The 17,909-nt window shown below is 74.5% G+C and carries 16 protein-coding genes; 6 read left to right on the top strand and 10 right to left on the bottom strand.

Annotated features, from left to right (window positions below):
• Positions 1-39 precede the first annotated feature (39 nt).
• From AB0F52_RS25240 to AB0F52_RS25200, 9 genes are all read right to left on the bottom strand, one after another.
• On the bottom strand, positions 40-1,914 hold the full coding sequence (locus AB0F52_RS25240; protein ID WP_360175656.1) for a Calx-beta domain-containing protein: 1,875 nt from the start codon (positions 1,912-1,914) through the stop codon (positions 40-42).
• Between the two features lie 319 nt (positions 1,915-2,233).
• Positions 2,234-3,472 (bottom strand): NAD(P)/FAD-dependent oxidoreductase, encoded by a 1,239-nt coding sequence (locus AB0F52_RS25235; RefSeq protein WP_360175653.1) that lies wholly within the window; start codon positions 3,470-3,472, stop codon positions 2,234-2,236.
• A 5-nt stretch (positions 3,473-3,477) separates the two neighbouring features.
• Positions 3,478-5,019, bottom strand: coding sequence for an NAD(P)/FAD-dependent oxidoreductase (locus AB0F52_RS25230; protein WP_360175650.1), 1,542 nt, complete (start codon positions 5,017-5,019; stop codon positions 3,478-3,480).
• Positions 5,016-5,747, bottom strand: a complete 732-nt coding sequence (locus AB0F52_RS25225; protein ID WP_360175647.1) for a class I SAM-dependent methyltransferase — start codon at positions 5,745-5,747, stop codon at positions 5,016-5,018. The genes AB0F52_RS25230 and AB0F52_RS25225 overlap by 4 nt, the downstream gene beginning before the upstream one ends.
• Positions 5,744-6,064 (bottom strand): lycopene cyclase domain-containing protein, encoded by a 321-nt coding sequence (locus tag AB0F52_RS25220; protein WP_360175644.1) that lies wholly within the window; start codon positions 6,062-6,064, stop codon positions 5,744-5,746. Before AB0F52_RS25220 ends, AB0F52_RS25225 begins: the two co-directional genes overlap by 4 nt.
• Positions 6,061-6,402 (bottom strand): lycopene cyclase domain-containing protein, encoded by a 342-nt coding sequence (locus AB0F52_RS25215; protein WP_103342234.1) that lies wholly within the window; start codon positions 6,400-6,402, stop codon positions 6,061-6,063. Before AB0F52_RS25215 ends, AB0F52_RS25220 begins: the two co-directional genes overlap by 4 nt.
• 1 nt (position 6,403) lies before the next feature.
• Positions 6,404-7,366 (bottom strand): phytoene/squalene synthase family protein, encoded by a 963-nt coding sequence (locus AB0F52_RS25210; protein ID WP_360175641.1) that lies wholly within the window; start codon positions 7,364-7,366, stop codon positions 6,404-6,406.
• Positions 7,363-8,838 carry a phytoene desaturase family protein gene (gene crtI, locus AB0F52_RS25205; protein ID WP_360175638.1) on the bottom strand — a complete coding sequence of 492 codons (1,476 nt, stop codon included), beginning with the start codon at positions 8,836-8,838 and terminating at the stop codon, positions 7,363-7,365. The genes AB0F52_RS25210 and crtI (AB0F52_RS25205) overlap by 4 nt, the downstream gene beginning before the upstream one ends.
• Positions 8,839-9,088: 250 nt before the next feature.
• On the bottom strand, positions 9,089-10,189 hold the full coding sequence (locus AB0F52_RS25200; RefSeq protein ID WP_360175635.1) for a polyprenyl synthetase family protein: 1,101 nt from the start codon (positions 10,187-10,189) through the stop codon (positions 9,089-9,091).
• Between the two features lie 383 nt (positions 10,190-10,572).
• Here AB0F52_RS25200 and AB0F52_RS25195 point away from each other — a divergent pair, with 383 nt between their 5' ends.
• Genes AB0F52_RS25195 through crtI (AB0F52_RS25185) form a run of 3 tightly spaced genes read left to right on the top strand, consistent with a single transcriptional unit; the run spans position 10,573 to position 13,978 of the window.
• Entirely contained in the window at positions 10,573-11,391 is an 819-nt protein-coding gene (locus AB0F52_RS25195; protein WP_360175907.1) for a carotenoid biosynthesis protein, read from the top strand.
• Positions 11,370-12,470 carry a glycosyltransferase gene (locus AB0F52_RS25190; RefSeq protein ID WP_360175632.1) on the top strand — a complete coding sequence of 367 codons (1,101 nt, stop codon included), beginning with the start codon at positions 11,370-11,372 and terminating at the stop codon, positions 12,468-12,470. The genes AB0F52_RS25195 and AB0F52_RS25190 overlap by 22 nt, the downstream gene beginning before the upstream one ends.
• Positions 12,467-13,978, top strand: coding sequence for a phytoene desaturase family protein (gene crtI, locus AB0F52_RS25185; RefSeq protein WP_360175629.1), 1,512 nt, complete (start codon positions 12,467-12,469; stop codon positions 13,976-13,978). The genes AB0F52_RS25190 and crtI (AB0F52_RS25185) overlap by 4 nt, the downstream gene beginning before the upstream one ends.
• A 174-nt stretch (positions 13,979-14,152) precedes the next feature.
• On the opposite strand, the gene AB0F52_RS25180 is transcribed toward crtI (AB0F52_RS25185), so the two are convergent.
• On the bottom strand, positions 14,153-14,788 hold the full coding sequence (locus AB0F52_RS25180; protein WP_360175626.1) for a CDP-alcohol phosphatidyltransferase family protein: 636 nt from the start codon (positions 14,786-14,788) through the stop codon (positions 14,153-14,155).
• 51 nt (positions 14,789-14,839) lie between these two features.
• Here AB0F52_RS25180 and AB0F52_RS25175 point away from each other — a divergent pair, with 51 nt between their 5' ends.
• The 3 genes from AB0F52_RS25175 to AB0F52_RS25165 all read left to right on the top strand — a co-directional run bounded on the left by AB0F52_RS25175 (position 14,840) and on the right by AB0F52_RS25165 (position 17,810).
• Positions 14,840-15,727 carry a YhjD/YihY/BrkB family envelope integrity protein gene (locus AB0F52_RS25175; RefSeq protein ID WP_360175623.1) on the top strand — a complete coding sequence of 296 codons (888 nt, stop codon included), beginning with the start codon at positions 14,840-14,842 and terminating at the stop codon, positions 15,725-15,727.
• Between the two features lie 122 nt (positions 15,728-15,849).
• Complete coding sequence (locus AB0F52_RS25170) at positions 15,850-16,737, top strand: MerR family transcriptional regulator (RefSeq protein WP_360175620.1); 888 nt, start codon at positions 15,850-15,852, stop codon at positions 16,735-16,737.
• 182 nt (positions 16,738-16,919) lie between these two features.
• Complete coding sequence (locus tag AB0F52_RS25165; RefSeq protein WP_360175617.1) at positions 16,920-17,810, top strand: MerR family transcriptional regulator; 891 nt, start codon at positions 16,920-16,922, stop codon at positions 17,808-17,810.
• The last annotated feature ends 99 nt before the right edge of the window (positions 17,811-17,909 follow it).

The following is a 17,909-nucleotide window of genomic DNA, read 5'->3' as shown; positions in this document are numbered from 1 at the left end:
GGGCGGGCGGCGGCCGCCCGCCCCGGGTGGTTCACCGGATCAGCGCGTGCAGGGATTGCCCGCCGGGTGCGCGGCGGTGCCGTGCACGTCGGCCTGGGACTCCGCCAGCACGATCTTCGCCAGCGGGGTTTCCAGCGCGACGGCCTGCTGCTTCACGACGCCGTTCGCGATGGTCTGGCCGTTCAGCTTCAGCGAGCCGATGACCAGCGCGATGGTCACCGGGGCCGTGCCCACCGTGACCGAGACGCCGTTGATCTTCAGCGAGGCGACGCTCGAGCTGCCGGTCAGCGCCGGGGCGAGGCCGCCCGGAGCCGGCTGGCACGTCGCCGCGGCCTGGGACTGGATCACGCCCAGCTCGATGGTCAGCCCGACCGTGCTGATCACCGTCTTGTCGATCTTGGCCGACGCCTGCGCGTGGTCACCGGCCGCCGGAGCCGCCGACTGGTTGTCGGGGGCCAGGTCGGTCGAGGACGTCAGCGCGTGGGTCTGGACCTTGATCAGGCCCGCGTTGAGCGTCGCGTCGAGGACGGTCTTGCTGTCGTCGGCGCAGGGCAGGTTCGCCGGGTTCGCCACGGCCGCGGTGATGCCGATGACGTTCGCGGCGGTGCCGGTGCAGGAGAAGACGCCGTCGCGGTCGTCGTCGACGATCGTGCCGACGCCGGTCGGGTCGACCAGCCCGGCGCCGGACGGCGCCGACAGGGTGACGGTGAACGTCTCGTCCGGCTCGTCGACGGTGTCCGGGTTGACCAGGACGGTCACCGGCTTGGTCGTTTCGCCGGGTGCGAAGGTCACCTCACCGCTCGCCGCCTGGTAGTCGGCCGGTGCGGTCGCCGTGCCGTTCCCGGTGGCGTAGTGCACCGACACCGGGTTCGGGGCGGCCCCGCCGAGCAGGGACACGGTGAAGGTGGCCGGCACCGGCGCGCCGCCGGAGCCCTCGGTCACCGTGACGTCGTTGATGCTCAGGCCGAGCACCCGCACGGTCGTCGTCTCGACGAACCCGCGTGACACGCCGTCGACCAGGTAGTCGACCGTGCAGTGGTAGGTGCCGGGCGCGGCGTCGGCCTTGGCGGTGACGGTCTCGGTGAACGTGGCGACGTCCCCGCTGGGCACCTTGACGCTCGCCGGGGCGTTGGCGAGCGTCAGCTGCGGGTCGCAGGTGGTGACCTTCGGGGTCACCGTGACCTCGATGGACTTGATGCCGGCGAGGATGGCCTGCGACACCTGGTTCGACGGCACGTTGTTCAGCAGCACGCCGCCGGTGGCCGTGGCGATCGCGCTCGCCTGGCCGTCGGCGTCCAGCGCGCCGACGTTGACCGCGACCACGCGGATGTTCGCCGCCTTGAGCGCGTCGATGGTCTGGGCCAGGGTGTGCCCGCCGCTGGGGTCGTGCGACGGCGCGTCGCCGAACCAGGCGATGATGCGGGTGCCGTCCGGGCGGAAGGTGACCGCGCCGGAGGCCAGTTCGTAGAGCGCGTTGAGGTCGGCTTCCGGGAGGTCACCGCCGCCGGACGCGGCCCACTGGTTGATCCCGGCCTGCACCGCGGCGGTGTCGCCGGTGATGCCCTGGTTGACCTTGAAGGGCACGGAGTCGCTGAAGTCCTTGTACTCGGCGACGCCGAACTGGGCGGTCGGCTGCGCGGCGAGCACGTCCCCGGTGATGGCACCGGCGTTGGTGCGGACGTTGGTGATCGCGCCGGCCATGCTGCCGGTGGTGTCGGCGAGCAGGACGAGGTCGGGGTTCGGGGGGACGGCGGAGGTGGTGACGTGCTTGGTGACGGTGGTGCTCTGCCCGGCGGAGAGCGTGAGGTCGACGGTGGCCGGATCGACCCCGGGTGGCGCCGCGGCCGCCACCGCGGCCGGGGTGAGCAAGGCGCTGACCGTGATCAACGCGACGAACAATGATCTCCGCGACATGGACTTCCTTCCGAAGGCCGGGATTACTGCGGGTTGCCTCGGGAAGACGGAGAACGCCGGATTTCGTTAGCAGGACGGGAAGACGTCACCCGGAGCGCCCTGTGTCAAGGGGCTCAACGGGGCACGGCACCGGATCCGGCGTACGTAAACCACGGGTGCACTGGGCCGGAACACCGAAGATCACGAAGTGGTTTTCACTCCATCCAGCGACGAAGCCCGGGGAAACCACACGATCGGTGGTGGCCGAACGGCGGGATCCGGGCGGTTTTCGCCGAGCGGGGAGCGAGTTTCCGCCCGGATGCCGTAGTGCGGGTCGCGGTCAGCGCTCCGCCCGGCCCGGTCGGCCGAGGTCGGTGAGCACGGCGCGGGCGGCCCGGGTGCCGGACGCCAGGGCGCCTTGGAGGGAACTCGTGTCCCGGTGGTCGCCGCACACGTACCGGCCTTCGCCCAGGCGGACGTCCCGCCGGAGCTCGTGCGGTGGTGGCATCGCCGGGAGCCCGTGGGCGATCTCGTACCGGGCGACCAGCGGCCAGAGCGTCGCGTCCGTGCGGTACACCCGGCCCAGCGCCCGGCGCACCTCGGGTTCGGGCAGCGTCGTCAACGCCGAGGCGCTCACCAGCGCCGCCCCCGGCGGGGCGTAGGTGGGGCACACCTCGCTGACCACGCTGGTGTTGGTGATCGGCCCGCCGCGCGCGTCGATCACGATGACCGGCTCGCGCAACGGCGAGCGCGGCGGCGCGAAGTACCACGTCGTCCCGCTGTTCCACCGCGGCTCCGCGACCCCGGTGAGCCGGGCGGCCGTGGAACCGTCGGTCGCGACGACGACCGCGCGGGCCGTCCACACCTCGCCGCCCGCCGTGCGGACCCGGCCCGGCCGGACCTCCTCGACGGGCGTGCCCAGGTGGACCGCCGACGTCGGCAGCACCCGGGCGAGCTGCCGCGGAAGCTCACCCATGCCCAGCGCCGGCAACGACGGCGCCGACCGCAGGAAACTGCGCCACACCAGCTGGAAGAACCGGGCCGATGTGGTCAGTTCGCGCTCCAGGAACACCCCGGACAGGAACGGCCGGAACACGGTTTCCACCGCCCGCGCCGACACGCCGGCGCGGCGCAGTTCGTCGAGCGTCGTGCGGTCGGCGCGGTCGATGATGGACTGGGCCGGCCCCGCGGCGACGCGGGCGGACAGCGTGCCGAGCGCGGCCAGGTCCTTCGCCGACAGGTAACGCCGGGCCGCGATGTCCCGGATCGCCTTGGGCGTGTCGAGCGGGTGGCCGAGCAGCGAGACGCGGTCGTCGTCGGCCACCCGGACCGCGCGCCAGAACCGGCCGAGGCGCAGAGCGCCGACGTCCACCAGCCGCCGGATCGCCGGGTAGGCCGGGTTGAGGATCTGGAACCCGCGGTCGAGGCGGAAGCCGTCGACGACGTCGGTGCGCACGCGGCCGCCGACGTCGTCCGCGGCCTCCAGCACCGCGCACGGAACCCCGGCCCGGTGCAGCGTGATGGCGGCGGCCAGCCCGGCGAGCCCGGCGCCGACGATGACGACTTCGTGGTCCGGCATCCCGCTCACCCGCCGAAGTACTTCGTCGCGGCGAGCCGGATCAGCAGGCCGATGCGGCCGCGGTTGGGCACCGAGCGCAGGGGGTGCCCGGCGAGGCCCCAGCCCGCCAGGAGCGTGGTGGCCGCGGCCCAGCCGGTGGTGGCCGCGCGTTCCATCAGCGCGACCGGGAGGTCGATCCGCACGCCGTCGCCGGCCAGCGCCAGTGCCGGGTCCGGGGTCCCGACCGTCGGACGCCGCGCGAAGCCGCCGAGCCCGAACAGCGGGCAATCCTCCCGCCACAAGGAAATCGACGCCGTCACCCGCGCGCCGAGCGTCTCGGGGTAGATCGCGTGCAGCCGGTCGTCCACGGCCTTCGCCAGCGTCTCGCGGTCGTCGGTCGTGGCCGCGTACGCGTGCAGCTCCACGACCGAGCCGCCGGTGCGCGCCGCCCACCGCCGTGCCTCGCCCTCGTAGCGGTCGAGCAGGCTGATGTTGTCCAGCGGCGGCACGCTCCCGGTGCCCAGGAAGGGCGGCCGGGTGGCCTCGACGGGCCGGTCGAGCCAGAGCCGGCGGACGAGGAACGGCGGTGCCGTGCGCAGTCCGGCCACGGCCGCCCGCCACTCCGGCGTGGCGAGGCTCGGTGAAGCGGCGACGATCTCGCGCAGTCCTCGCACGTCGCAGGCGAGCACCACGGCGTCGAACTGCGTGGTGCCCTCCGCCGTGGTGACCGCGAACCCCTCGGACGTGCGGTCGAGCGAAGCCACCGGGGTGCCCGTCCGGATGGTCACCCGGCGGTCGGCCAGGTAGCCGGCCAGGGGGTCCCACAGCGCCTGCGGAAACGGCTCGGTGGGCACGTCGAACACGAGACCTTCGCTGGAGCCCAGGAAGTACAGGTGGAACATGGTCGCCAGTTCCGCCGCGGACAGTTCGCGGGGATCGGCGAAGAAGCTGCGCGAGAACACCTCGAACGCCAGGTGCTTGGCCGCTTCCGGGAAGTTGATCGCGTCGAGGAAGCTCGCGGCGTCGGTCCCGTCGAGCCGGTGGTAGGTCTCCGGGACGCTGACCGTCGCCAGCGGCAGGGCGCCGCGGCCGTTGATGCGTACCAGGTCCCGCGGGGTGAACGTCGGGCTGCGCCAGGCGAACGCCAGCGCGTTCCACGGCGGCGTCCGGGGGAGACCCGCGAAGGTGTCCGTGCGGCCCTGCGCGTCCAGCAGCGGGTAGTCGGCCAGCGGGGTCAGCCGGTCGAGCCGGGGATCGGTGCGCATGAGCAGCGACCGCAGGTTGTAGTACTGGCGGAAGAAGGCGTGGAAGCCCCGGCTCATCGTCACCGGGGTGCCGTCCGGCAGCCGGTCGGCCCAGCCGCCGACCCGCCCGCCGAGGTGGCCGTCGCGCTCGAAGAGCGTCACCGTGACGCCTCGCTCGGCCAGCCCGGTGGCCGCGGTGAGGCCCGCGATGCCGCCGCCGACGACCGCCGCCGTGGGGCGCCGGCCGAGCAGCCCGGCGTCGGCCAGGCCGGGCGGGGCCGGGCGCGTCTCGATCCGGCGGTCGGTGCCGAGGGGGCGGGTCACGGGTGCTCCTGCGGGTTGGTGCCGAGAACGGTGTGGACGATGCCGTCCTGCCAGCCCGGCATCGTGGCGGTGCGGACGTCGGTGAAGCCGGCGTCGGTGAGCCGGCCGGCGAGCGCGGCGATGCCGTCGAACTCGCACACGCTGCGGCGCAGGTGGCGGTAGAGGGTCGCGTCGCCGGTGGTGACTTTCCCGAGCGGGATGATCACGCCCGCGCAGACCGCGTTCCACACCCACCGGGCACGCCGGGAGTCGTGGACGGAGTACTCGTGGACCGCGATGCGGCCGCCGGGACGCAGCAGCCCGCGCAGCCGCCGCAGCTGCCGGGTCGGTTCCTCGAGGTTGCGCAGCAGGTACGCCGCGAGGATCGCGTCGAACGGGCCGGAGATGCCGTCGAGGTCCTCGACCGGCGTGTGGACGAAGGTGACGCCGTCCGGCCAGGCCTTCGCCTGGGCCCGCGCGAGCATCTCGCCGGAGGCGTCGAACGCGGTGACCTCGGCGCCGGGCGCGACGGACACCAGCGCCGCCGTCGACGCGCCGGTGCCGCAGCCGGCGTCCAGCAGCCGCAGGCCGGTTCCGTCCGACGGCAGCTCCAGCCGCTGGGCCGAGAGCCGGAGGTGCTCGTGGTAGCCCGGATTGGCGCCGACCAGCCGGTCGTACCACCGCGCTTCGGTGTCGAAGGCCGACGGCACCGCGCCGCGGGGGAGACCGTCCTTCGCCATCGCGTTCATGCTCGCTCCCGTCGGGGGTCGGCTCGTTCCCACACCAGCAGCACGGCGGTGACGAGGGCGAAGCCGAAGAGGAAGTCTTCGACCGGGATGTCCCAGGGCACCCGCCAGTTCGTGATGTGCTGCGGGGCGTAGCGCACGATCGGGTCGGAAAGCTTGGTCAGCCAGCCGTCCACCGGGATCTGGAAGGCGGTCACGATGGCGATCGTGATCCAGTAGGCGGGCCGGCGGAACAACCCCGTGCGCAGCAGGAAGAGCTCGGCCAGCACGACCGCGGCCACGGCGGCGACGGCGGGCACGGTGTAGCCCCACGGGATCACCGGCGGGCCTCCTGCCTGCCGAACCGCCGGAGCACCGCGAGGGTGAGCTGGACGATCTCGTAGGTCAGCACCCCGCAGATCGGGATCACCACGAAGAACAGGATTTCCTCCAGCGGCACGGCGAAGGGGGCGCGGAGGCCGGTGACGTGCTCGGGCGCGTAGTCCCAGACGCCGCCGGCGATCGCCAGCGCGTCCCAGACGAGGAACACCAGCGCGACCGGCAGCACCGCGCGCGCCAGCCGCCGGGGCTGCCGGTAGACCCGCGCGCCCGCGATCTCCAGCGGCAGGGTGACCAGGACGCAGGCGGCCAGCACGACGAGGTATTCGGCCTTGCCCACTTCAGCCCACCGCCACCGGGAGCGCCGGTGCCGGGTGGCGCCGCCGGGCCCACTGCGTCCGCGCGACCGCCCCGCACGCCACCGCCAGCCGCTGCCCGCGCGAAACCGCCGCGCGCCCGGCGAAGACGTCGTGGCCGGCGTCCTCGATGCGGTCGAGGATGCCCCCGTACAGCCGCGCCGCCGTGGCCACGCACGGGCGGGAGACCGGGTGCAGCATGGCGATGCCCGGCCAGGCTTCGGCGTAGATGTCGCGGGTGACGGCGATCTGGTTGCGGATCGCGGCCCGGACCGGCTGATCGGCCCGTCCCCGGGCGGCGCACCAGTGCAGCCGGGCGCGGTCGACGCCGTGCACGGCCAGCTCGTCGGCCGGCAGGTAGACGCGGCCGCGTTCCAGGTCCTCGGCGACGTCGCGCAGGAAGTTGGTGAGCTGGAAGGCTTTCCCGAGCGCGGCGGCCCTCGGCGCGGCCTCTTCGCGCGGGGCGACGGTGCCGAGCACCGGCAGCACCTGCAGCCCGATCACCTCGGCCGAGCCGTGCACGTACGTGTCGAGTTCCTCCCGGGTGGCGTAGCCGGTGACGGTGAGGTCCATCCGCATCGAGGTGAAGAAGGCTTCGAAGTACGCCTTGGCGAGCGTGTACCGGGCCGCCGTGTCGATCACCGCGGTGAGCAGCGGGTCGTCACTCGCGCCGGCGTCGAGGTCGGCGAGGAAGCGCTTCTCGACCTCCTGCAGCCGGGCGTCGAGGGTTGCGGGCGTGGCGTCGTCGTCCGGTTCGTCGACGATGTCGTCGAGCCAGCGGGCGAAGCCGTAGAGCGCGTGGATCGCCGGCCGCTGCGCCGGGGTCAGCAGCCGCGTCGCGAGGAAGTACGTGCGGCCGTGCCGGGCGTTGAGCTCGCGGCACCACGTGTAGGCCGCGCGCAGCCCGGGCTCGCGGATGCCGGCGGCGTCGAGTTCGCGTCGGGTCATCGCGTCCCTCCGGTGATCCGGTCGGCAGCCAGTCTGCCGGAGATGAGCACGGTCGGCACCCCGACGCCGGGCACCGTGGCGCCGCCGGCCAGGACGACGTTCTCGGTCCCGCGGGGGAAGTTCCGCGGCCGGAACGGCCCGGTCTGGCCGAACGAGTGGGCGTAGCTGAACGGCGTCCCGGCGACCAGGCCCCGGTCCGCCCACTCGGCCGGCCCGATGACGTGCGTGAAGTCCGGGGTGAAGCCGGGGAGCAGCCGGGCCCGGGCCACGTCGAGGACCTCTTCCGCGTAGGAGTCCGTTTCGGCCGCCCAGTCCGCGGGGCCGCGGTCGAGGTTGGGCACCGGGGCGAGCACGGAGTAGAGCTGGCGCCCGGGCGGGGCGAGCCCGGGATCGGTGGCGGTCGGCCGGGTGATCAGCAGCGAGGGATCGCTCATCCGCCGGCCCTGGGTGATGAGTTCGTCGAAGGTCGACCGCCACCCGTGCCCGAAGGAGATGGTGTGGTGCGCGAGCGCGGGGTGCGTGGCGGGGCCGCCGACGTGCACGACGAGCGCGGACGGCGCGGCCCGCAGCGGGACCGGCCGCCGCGGCTGCCGGCCGAGCAGCCGGTAGCTCTCGGGCAGTTCGGTGGTGAGGACGACGGCGTCGCACGGGTAGCGGACCCCGGAAGCGGTCCGGACCGCGGTGACGCGGGACCCGGCACGTTCGAGTTCGGCCACGGCGTCGCCGTAGCCGAACTTGACCCCGGCGTCGGCCGCGACGCGGGCGAGCGCCTGGGGCAGGGCCGCGATGCCGCCGGGCGGGAAGTACACCCCGCCGACGGTGTCCATGTACGAGATCACCGCGTACAGGGCCAGTGCCCGCATCGGGGATTCACCCGCGTAGAGCGCCTGGAAGGTGAAAACCCGCTTCAGCCGCTCGTCGCTCAGGAACTCCCCGATCCGGCCGTCGAGCCGCCGGAACCCGCCCAGGGCCACGAGCCGGGCCAGTTCCGGCCGGAGCATGCCGAGCGGGGAGTCGATGTTCGCGTCGATGAACCGGCCGAATTCGGCTTGGTAGAGCCGGGTCAGCCAGTCGCGCAGCCGGGTGTAGCCCGCGGCTTCGGCGGGGCCGGCGAAGTCGCGGACCGCGTCGGTCATCGCGGCCGCGTCGGTGTGCACGGGCAGCGTGCTGCCGTCGGCGAACCGGGCGACGTACGCCGGGTCGAGCCGCGTCAGCGGCAGTTCGGTGCCGAGCTCGGCTCCGACGGCGGCGAAGGTGTCGGCGAGGATCGACGGCATGGTCAGCACGGTGGGGCCGGTGTCGAGCAGGTAGCCGTGCCGTTCGACGCGTCCCGCGCGGCCGCCGGGCCCGGGATCGCGTTCGAGGACGGTCACTTCCCGCCCGCGGCCGGCCAGGTGCAGGGCGGCCGCGAGGCCGGCCAGCCCGGCGCCCACGACGACGACGCGGTTCGCCGGTCCCGGAACGGTTTTCATCGCTCTCGCTCCGTGGCTGGGAGGGTGGCGGGGATGGTCGCCGCGGGTGCTTGGCCTGCTCGGCTGCGGATCGGTTGGCTTGTCGTCGGTCGCGCTCCGTGCGACGGGTGGCCAGTGGGCCGCTGGTGTGGTGCGGGGTTGGCGGTTGCGGGGTTCGGCCGGCTTGGCATCGGTCGCGCTCCGGACAGCGGGCCGCGAGCAGGTCGCCGGGGTGATGCGGAGTCGGCCGTTGCGGGGATTGGCGCGCCCGTCATCGTTCTCGCTCCGTGCAGCGGGCCGCCAGCGCGGCGAGCAGGTCACCGGCGTGCCGGGGGACCACCGCCGGGTCGATCGCCGCCAGCGCCTTGTCGGCGCGTTCGCGGATCAGCTCGCCCATGCGCTCCCGCGCGCCGGTGGCCACGATGAGCTCCCGCCAGCGCGAAACCGCTTCGTCGTCCACCGTTTCCAGCTCCAGCAGCTCGGCGAACTCGGTCTGCCGGCGCCGGTCGGCCATCGCCGCCGCGAGCACCACCACGCTGGACGCCTTGCGCTCGCGCAGGTCCTGCCCGGCCGGCTTGCCCGTGACGACCGGGTCGCCGAACACGCCCAGCAGGTCGTCGCGGAGCTGGAACGCCTCGCCCACCAGGCCGCCGAACTCGCCCAGCCCGGCCATCAGCTCCGGGCCGCAGCCGGCGAGCGCCGCCCCGAACTCCAGCGGCCGCCGGACCGTGTAGTTGCCGGATTTGCGGCGCAGGACGTCGAGCAGGGTGTCCCAGCTGGGCAGCGCCCGCGCGTCGTTCACCAGGTCGGCGAGCTGGCCGACGGCCAGCTCGGCCCGCATCGCGTCGTAGTGCGCCCAGCCCCGCGCCAGCTGCTCCGGCGTCAGCCCGCTCTCCCGCAGCATCTGCTCGGACCACACCAGGAACAGGTCGCCGAACAGGATCGCGGCGGACTCGCCGAACCGCGGCGCCGAGCCCGCCCAGCCCTGCTCCTCGTGCCAGCGGGCGAACCGGACGTGCAGCGCGGTGCGGCCGCGGCGCAGCGCCGAGCCGTCCATCACGTCGTCCTGGACGAGGGCGAAGCAGTGCAGCAGCTCCAGCGCGGCGGCCGCGCGGACGGCGGCGTCGGATTCCGGTTGCCCGCACCGCCACCCGACGTAGGCGAAAAGCGGGCGGAGGCATTTCCCGCCCGCGACGAACTCCGGAACCGCGGTTTTCGCGAGCGCTCCCTCGCTGCGTCCGGCGAAATGTTCCGTCGCTCGTTCGCTCACGAATCCGTGCGCCGCGGCGAGGCAGCGGCGGCCCAGTGCGTCCAGCCGATCGGCGGGCGCGTCGCCCGCGCGGGCCACCCCCGTCGTCATGGTCGCGGTCATCCGGCGCCCCTCCCACTCTCGGCCTATTCGATTCGCAACCGTTTCACATGTGGTGTAGCTTGTCTACTTGAACCCGACGAACACCAGTAAAACCGCGTGATCACCGAACGTTGCCCGGCGATCTGCATCGGTGTTGCATCGGGCGGGACCTCTCTGAGGCCGGGGCGGCGATGCCACACGCAGTCCCGGCGGGCCCGCCGTGCCATCCCTCGGTCGCGGGCCCCGCACCCGGCGGCGCTCGCCCACACCTGGGCGTCGCCGGGTGCTCGTCGTGCATTGTCATGCCCATTTGTCATCCATTCAAACATCGATTATCGATGCGGCCGGAGAAATCGAGTCCACGAGGTTCAGGCCTTTCGCTGCGGGGCTATTCTGCTCCCGTGATGGTTTCGCGGACCGCCGCATTCACCCGTCTACGCCCCACCCCGCCCGCACTGGCCGCCTGGCTCTGCGCCGCGGCGACGGTGCTCTGCCAGATCCTCTACTCGGTGACCGACCCGGGCGGCCGCACACCGCTCACCGTGCTCACGGTGCTGTGCTTCGCGGCGGCGTCCCTCGCCGACGCGTGGTCCCGCTGCGGCGCCCGGGCGGCGGTCACGCTGGCGGTCGTCGCGGGCGGCGGCGGCTTGCTGGCCGAGGTGACGGGCCTGCACACGGGAGTTCCGTTCGGGCGCTACGCCTACACCGACCTGCTCGGCTGGCCCGTCGCCGGCGTGCCGGGCATCGTCCCGCTCGCCTGGCTGATGATGGCGTGGCCGGCGCTGCTGGCCGGCCGGGCACTGGCCGTGAAGCCGGCCGGCGTGGTCGCGGTGGCCGCGTGCGCGCTGGCGGCGTGGGACGTCTTCCTCGACCCGCAGATGGTGGACGAGGGGTACTGGATCTGGTCGTCGCCCGAGCCGTCGTTGCCGCTGGTGGCCGGCATCCCGGCCACCAACTTCGCCGGCTGGCTGCTGGTCGCCGTCCTCATCCAGGCCGGGCTGCACCGCTGGGTGCCCCGGCCGCCGGACCCGATCCCGGGCCCGGCCGCCGGTCCGGCGCCCGCGTTGTACCTCTGGACGTGGTTTTCGTCGGTGTGGGCGCACTTCGCGTTCTTCGGCAGGCCGTGGGTGGCCGTCGCCGGCGGCGTGCTCATGGGCGCGGTCGCCGTGCCGTTCGCGATCCGGCTGGGGAGGGGATTCCGATGGGCTCGCGTGTCCGCGTGATCGTGCGCGCCGCCGCCTGCGCCGCGGTGGCCGGTGCCGCGCACGCGGCGTACAACGCGCGGATCGTCCGGGCGCCGCGCGAGGGGCCGGCCCGGTGCCGCGAAGCCGTGTCGATCCTGCTGCCGCTGCGCGACGAAGCCGACCGTGTCACCCCGGCGCTGCGGTCCCTGCTGGCGCAGCGCGGCCTCGACGACGCCGAAATCCTGGTGCTGGACGACTGTTCCCGTGATGGGACGGCGGACGTCGTCCGCCGGGTCGCCGGGCCGCGGGTGACGCTGCTGACCGGCACCGAGCCACCGCCGGGGATGCTGGGCAAACCGCACGCGTGCCACCAGCTGGCCCAGCGGGCGCGGGGGAGCGTGCTGGTCTGCGTCGACGCGGACGTCGTGCTGGCTCCCCACGCCGTCGCGGCCGCGGTTTCCCTGCTGCGCGAGGCGGATCTCGACGCGGTGTCGCCGTTTCCGCGCCAGCGCGCGGAGGGGCTCGGGGCCCGGTTGGTGCAGCCGTTGCTGCAGTGGTCGTGGCTGGTGCTGCTGCCGCTGCGGCTCGCCGAGACGTCGCCGCGGCCATCGCTTTCCGCGGCCAACGGCCAGTTCTTCGTCATCGACGCCGCGATGCTGCGCAAGTGCGGCGGGTTCACCGCGGTCGCCGGCGAGGTGCTGGACGACATCGCGCTGATGCGCGCGGTGAAGCGCGCGGGCGGCCGCGGGGTGGTCGCGGACGGCAGCCGGGTCGCGGAGTGCCGGATGTACGCGACGTGGCCGCAGCTGCGGGAGGGCTACACGAAGTCCCTGTGGTCGGCGACCGGGCCGGCCCCGGCGGCGGTGGCGATCACCGGGCTGCTGCTGGTGGTGTGGGTGCTCCCCGCCGTGGCGGCCTTGGCCGGCTCGCGGGCGGGCCTGGTGGGCTACGCGGCGGGCGTCGCCGGGCGGGTCGTGACGGCTCGGCGCACCGGGGGCCGCGTGTGGCCGGACAGCCTGGCCCACCCCGTGTCGGTGCTCGCGCTGGCCGGGCTGATCGGCCGGTCGTGGCGGGCGCGGATCGCGGGCCGGCTGGTGTGGAAAGGCCGTCCGGTATGAGCGCCGTCGTCGTGGTGGGCGGCGGCATGGGCGGCCTCGCGGCCGCGGCCCGGCTCGCCGCGGCCGGGCACCGGGTCACCGTGCTGGAGCGCTCGGCGTCGTGCGGGGGCAAGCTCGCCACGTTCACCCGGGACGGGTTCACCTTCGACACCGGACCCTCGCTGCTCACCCTGCCCTCGGTCTACCGCGAACTCTTCGCGGCCACCGGCGCCGACCTGGACGAGCTGGTCGACATCGTCCCGGTCGACCCCGCCTGCCGCTACCGGTTCGCCGACGGCACCGAACTGGCCGTCCCCCACGAGCGGGCGGCGGTCCCCGACGCGCTCGAGGCGGCCTTCGGCGGCGGCGCCGGCGATGAGTGGCGCGGGCTGATGCGCGACGCGGAGCGGCTTTGGGGCCTGGTCGGGGAGCCGGTCCTGCGCCGCCCGCTGAACGGCACCCGGGACCTGCTCAAGCACGCCGGGAGCGTCCGGGACCTGATGGCGATCGCCCCGTGGCGCACCCTGCGCGGGATCGGCCGCCGCCTGAGCGATCCCCGCCCCCGGATGCTGCTGGACCGCTACGCGACCTACACCGGCTCGGACCCGCGGCGGCTGCCCGCCGTGCTGAGCGTCGTCCCGTTCGTGGAGCAGGAATTCGGCGCCTGGCACGTCCGCGGCGGCCTGCGCCGGCTGGGGGACGCCCTGCTGGACCGGCTCGCCGCGCTGGGCGTCGAAGTCCGGACGGGCGCGGAGGTCACCGCGATCGAGACCGGGCCGGCCGGCGTCCGCGGCGTCCGCCTGGCGGACGGCGAGCGGCTCGCGGCCTCGGTCGTGGTGGCCAACGCGGACGCGACGCACGTGTACGACGACCTGCTCGACGACGCCCGCACCCGGCGGCCGCGCCGAGCCCTGCGGCGGACGCAGCCGTCGTCGGCCGGATTCGTGCTGCTGCTCGCATTGCGCGGCACGACACCGGATCCCGGCCACCACCGGGTGTTGTTCCCGGCCGCCTACGACGCCGAATTCGACGCGCTCTTCGGCCGCGTCCCCCGGCCGGTCGACGACCCGACGGTCTACGTCTGCGCGCCGCCGGACCCGCAGCTGCACCCCCCGGGCTGCGAAGGGTGGTTCGTGCTGGTGAACGCTCCCCGCCACGACCCGGCGGCCGGCGTCGACTGGAGTGCGCCGGGGCGGGCGGAGCGGTACGCGGACCGGGTGCTCGAGGTCCTCGCCGTACGCGGCCTGGACGTGCGCGACCGCGTGCTGTGGCGCGAGATCCGCACGCCGGCGGACATGGAACGCACCACGGGCGCACCGGGCGGCGCGATCTACGGCTCATCGTCGAACGGCCCGCGCGCGGCCCTCCTCCGCCCGGCGAACGCGACGCCGGTGCCGGGGCTGTACCTGGCCGGCGGGTCGGCGCATCCCGGGGGAGGGCTGCCGTTGGTGGCGATGTCGGCGGAGATCGTCGCGGGGCTGATCGGGCCGGCCGACCGACACGCAGGAGACGGCGAGCCGTGCCGATGAGTGCGCGGGTGGACGGCCCGCGAGCAGCCCCCTCAACCCGGCGCGGGCCAGGTGCGGCAGCGGGTTCCCACGTCGCGAATGACTCATTCGGGACCTCAGGCGTCCCGAATGAGTCATTCGCGACACCGGCGAGAGCGGGGCCTGGCCGATCGAAGACCAGCCGGCGGCCTGATGTCAGCCGCGCTCCTCACTCCGCCCGAACGCCCGCGCGACACCCACCCACAGATGGGCCAACCCGATGAGTGACAGTCCGGTCCCCAGCACCGCGCAGGTCGTGCCCCACGGCCAGCCCGTCCACGGCGTCCCGCCCGGCGCCAGTGCCGCCCCGGTGACCGCGACCGCCGGCACGATCAGCCGCGTCGGGCGCTCGGCCACCGTGATCGCCCCCGCGCCGCGCAGGCCCGCCGCCTGGGCTCGGGCGCGGGTGTACTCGTGCAGCAGGAGCAGCGCCGCCATCGCCGCGCACCAGGCGGCCGGTGCGCCGAGCACCAGCAACACCGCCACGAACGCCAGTTCCGTCAGGCGGTCCGCAGCCGCGTCGAGGACCGCGCCGAGCGGGCGGGCGCGGCCGGTGCGCAGCGCCACCGCGCCGTCCAGGCCGTCGAACACCCCCGTGGCCACGATCGCCGCCAGGGCGAACCACAGCGCGTCACCCCCGAGCGAGGCCGGCCAGAGCGCCGCCAGCGCGCTCAGCACCCCGCAGCCCGTGAGCACGTCCGGCGGCACGCCCAGCACCGGCCGGGCCAGCAGGTGGATCGCCCGCAGCCAGCCGACGGCGAGTGCGCTGCCCGACACGTCGTGCTCGTGCACCCGGGACCAGCCGGCGACCCCGTCGTCCTCCTCGCGCGCCGGTGCGTCGACGTGAGCGCCCGGGAAGCGGCCCGCCGCGCGGGTGTCGTCCTGCGGGACGCCGGCCGGGAACTCCGCGGCCGGGACCTGTCCCTGTGGGCGGCCGGCGTCACGTTCTTCGCCGTGCTGGCCGTCGTTCCGCTGGCGCTCGTCGCCCTGCGGGGTGCCGCGTTCCTCGGGTCGCCGGGGTTCGTCCGGCACGGCGTTTCGCGCTGGGCCGACGCGCTGCCGCCCGGCCACGGACCGGGTCCCGCGCTCGAAGCCCTCGCCACGGCCGCCCTCGGCACGTCGTGGACCACGCTCCTCGTGACCCTGCTGCCGGCCACCTTCTACGGCGAAGGCCTGCTGCGCGGCCTGGTCCAGGTCGCCGGGCAGCCCGCCGGGGCCCTCGTCGGCTGGCGCGGGCGCCTGATGTTCGTGCCCGTCCTCGTCCTCAGCCCGACCCTGGCGATCGCGCCGCTGGCCACCGCCGACCCGGTGGCCGGCTTCTACACCCGCGGCGGCTGGGCGACGTTCTGGGGCATCACGCTGTCGTTCCACATCGACTGGCTGATCATCGCCGCGGTGACCGCGATCGTGTTCGCCGGCGGTGCCCCGCGCGGCGTGCGCCGCGGGCCGCTGGTGGTGGGCGCCTTCGCCGTGGCCGCCGTGCTCGCCGGGTTCTTCCACGGGTTCCTCCTGTTCCTGGCCATCCCGCTGGACTGGAGCGTGCCGTTCGGCGGCCTCGGGGCCGTCGGGGCGGTGTCGGCGTTGGTCCTGTGGCTCTACCTGCTCCACGTGCTGCTCCTGCTCGGGTACCGGGTGACCCTCAGCGCCGAGCGCACCCGCCTCGGAGCCGCCGCACTCGAAATCGATGCAAAAGCAAGCGAGCCGCCGGGATACTCCCGCAGATCCGGCTGAGCCGCTCGATTCGACCGGGCACTGTCACCCCAAAGCGTTGCACAAGCGATTCGATTGGGCCATCATCGGTGGTACCGCTGCCTGACCCGGGGCCGGTGCGGGCGTGACCAGGGGTGGGGCGAGTGACGACCAGACCGGAACCGGAGGTCGCCGACCGGGCCTCGTGGTGGACGACGGGACAGATCGCCACCGCGCTGGGGGTGTCGCCCGTCCTCCTGCGCGCGTGGGACAGCCGGTACGGCCTCGGGCCCGCCCGTCGCGGGCCGGGCGGCCAGCGGCTTTACGGGCCGCGGGAGCTGCACCGGCTGCGGCGGATGAGCGTCCTGGTGAACCAGGGGATCCGGGCCGGGACCGCGGCCGGCCTGGTCCTCTCCGAAGCCGTCACCCCCGCGCGGTCCCGCCTCCGGGCCGGCGAGATCGACCACGCCGCGGCGGCCGTCGACCTCCACGCGCTGGCCGGCTTGCTCGACGAACTGCTGGCCGGGCACGGCACGATCGCGGCCTGGACCGACGTGCTGGCACCGGTGCTGCGCCGGCAGGGCGAGCGGTGGCGGGCCGGGGAAAGCGCCTTCGCGGCCGAATGGGCCCTGACCGGGGCGGTGTCGGCGGCGCTCGAACGCCAGGCGGCCCGGGCCTCGCCGCCGCCGCGTGACCGGCCGGTGCTGCTGGCCTGTTGCGCGGCCGAGCGGCACTCCCTCCCGATGCGGGTGCTGGCCACGGTGCTGCGGGAAGCCGGCGTCCCGGTGGTGTTCCTCGGCGAGATGGTGGCAGCCGGCGTGGTCGTGCGGACCGCGGTCCGGCTCGACCCGGCGCTGGTGCTGCTCTGGTCGATGACGCCCTACACCGCCGACGCCCCGCTGCTGGCCGAACTCGCCCGCCGGGACGTGCCGGTGCGCGCGGCCGGGCCGGGCTGGCACCCGGTCGGCGGCCCCGCCGGCCCGGTGGTCAACGGGCTGCCGGTCGCGCTGCGGGTGGTTTCCGCGCACGCCGGGCGGGAGCTGGCTGAATAAACTGTGACTTGGGTCACAAAGAGCCCTTCACGGGGTGCTTCCGCGGCGCCGGGAGTGTCGGCCGGGCGCCGGATGCCGTATCCGTTGAAGCGGACACAGCCGGTCGCAGGCTGTTCCGCCGGGGCGCCACCGCGTGGTGGCCGCACCGGCGGACGTCCCCGGCGTGTGGGAACGTGGTGTTGATGGACGTCGACGCGGTGAGTGGCCGGGACGGGCCCCGGGCCGGGGGTTCGTGGACGCCCGGCAAGGTCGCCGAGCTGCTCGGCGTCTCGCCGGTGACGCTGCGCACCTGGGCCGCGCGCTACGGCGTCGGCCCGACGCTGCGTGACGACGGGCGGCACCGGCGGTACTCCGACGCCGACGTCCGCCGGCTGCAGTACATGCAGCGGCTCATCGACCGCGGCATGCGGGCCAGGGAAGCCGCCGCGGCGGCGTTTTCGGGTGCCGGCGAAGCGGTCCCCGAGGTGTCCGTCGACCGGCACATCGAAGAGCTCGAGCGCGCCGCGGAGGACCTCGAATTCGCCTCGCTGGCCGCGCTGCTCGACGAAACGCTGGACGCGCTCGGCCCGGCCTCGGCGTGGACCGAGGTGCTCGTCCCCGTGCTGCGCCACCTCGGCGGCCGCTGGCTGAGCGGCGACGTCTGCTTCGAGTCCGAATGGGCGCTGACCGGCGAAATCTCCCTGGCGCTGCAGCGCTACAGCGCCGGGTTCGCGAACACCCCGCCCGGCCGGGTGGTGCTGCTGGCCTGCTGCCCGGAGGAGCGGCACAGCCTGCCGATGGAGGTGCTGCGGGCCGCCATGGTCGAGGTCGGCATCCCGGCGGTCCACCTGGGCCAGATGGTGCCCGCCGAGACGACGAGCGCGATCGCCGCCAAGCTCGACCCGGTCGTGGTGTTCCTGTGGTCGATGTCCGCCAACACCGTCGACGACCTGCTCGTCCAGCGGCTGCGGCGACGCGGTTTCGACATCGCCACGGCGGGCCCGGGCTGGGCGAACTTCACCGAGCAGGACGTCCCCTGGGTCAACGACCTGGCCGCCGCCCTCGAGCTGGCCACCGAACGCCTGAAGGCGTGAACCCCCGCCCGGGGACCCGGCGAAAGCGTTGCGCAATCGCTCCAGATGGCCGAGGATGACTCGCGTGCCGGTCGCTTCGGCCGGCCGTGGCGGGCGGGA

It is taken from the genome of Amycolatopsis sp. NPDC024027 (assembly GCF_040638975.1).
Lineage (GTDB): Bacteria > Actinomycetota > Actinomycetes > Mycobacteriales > Pseudonocardiaceae > Amycolatopsis.
The sequence above is the reverse complement of the archived record's forward strand: the minus strand, read 5'-3'. Positions and strand labels throughout refer to the sequence as shown.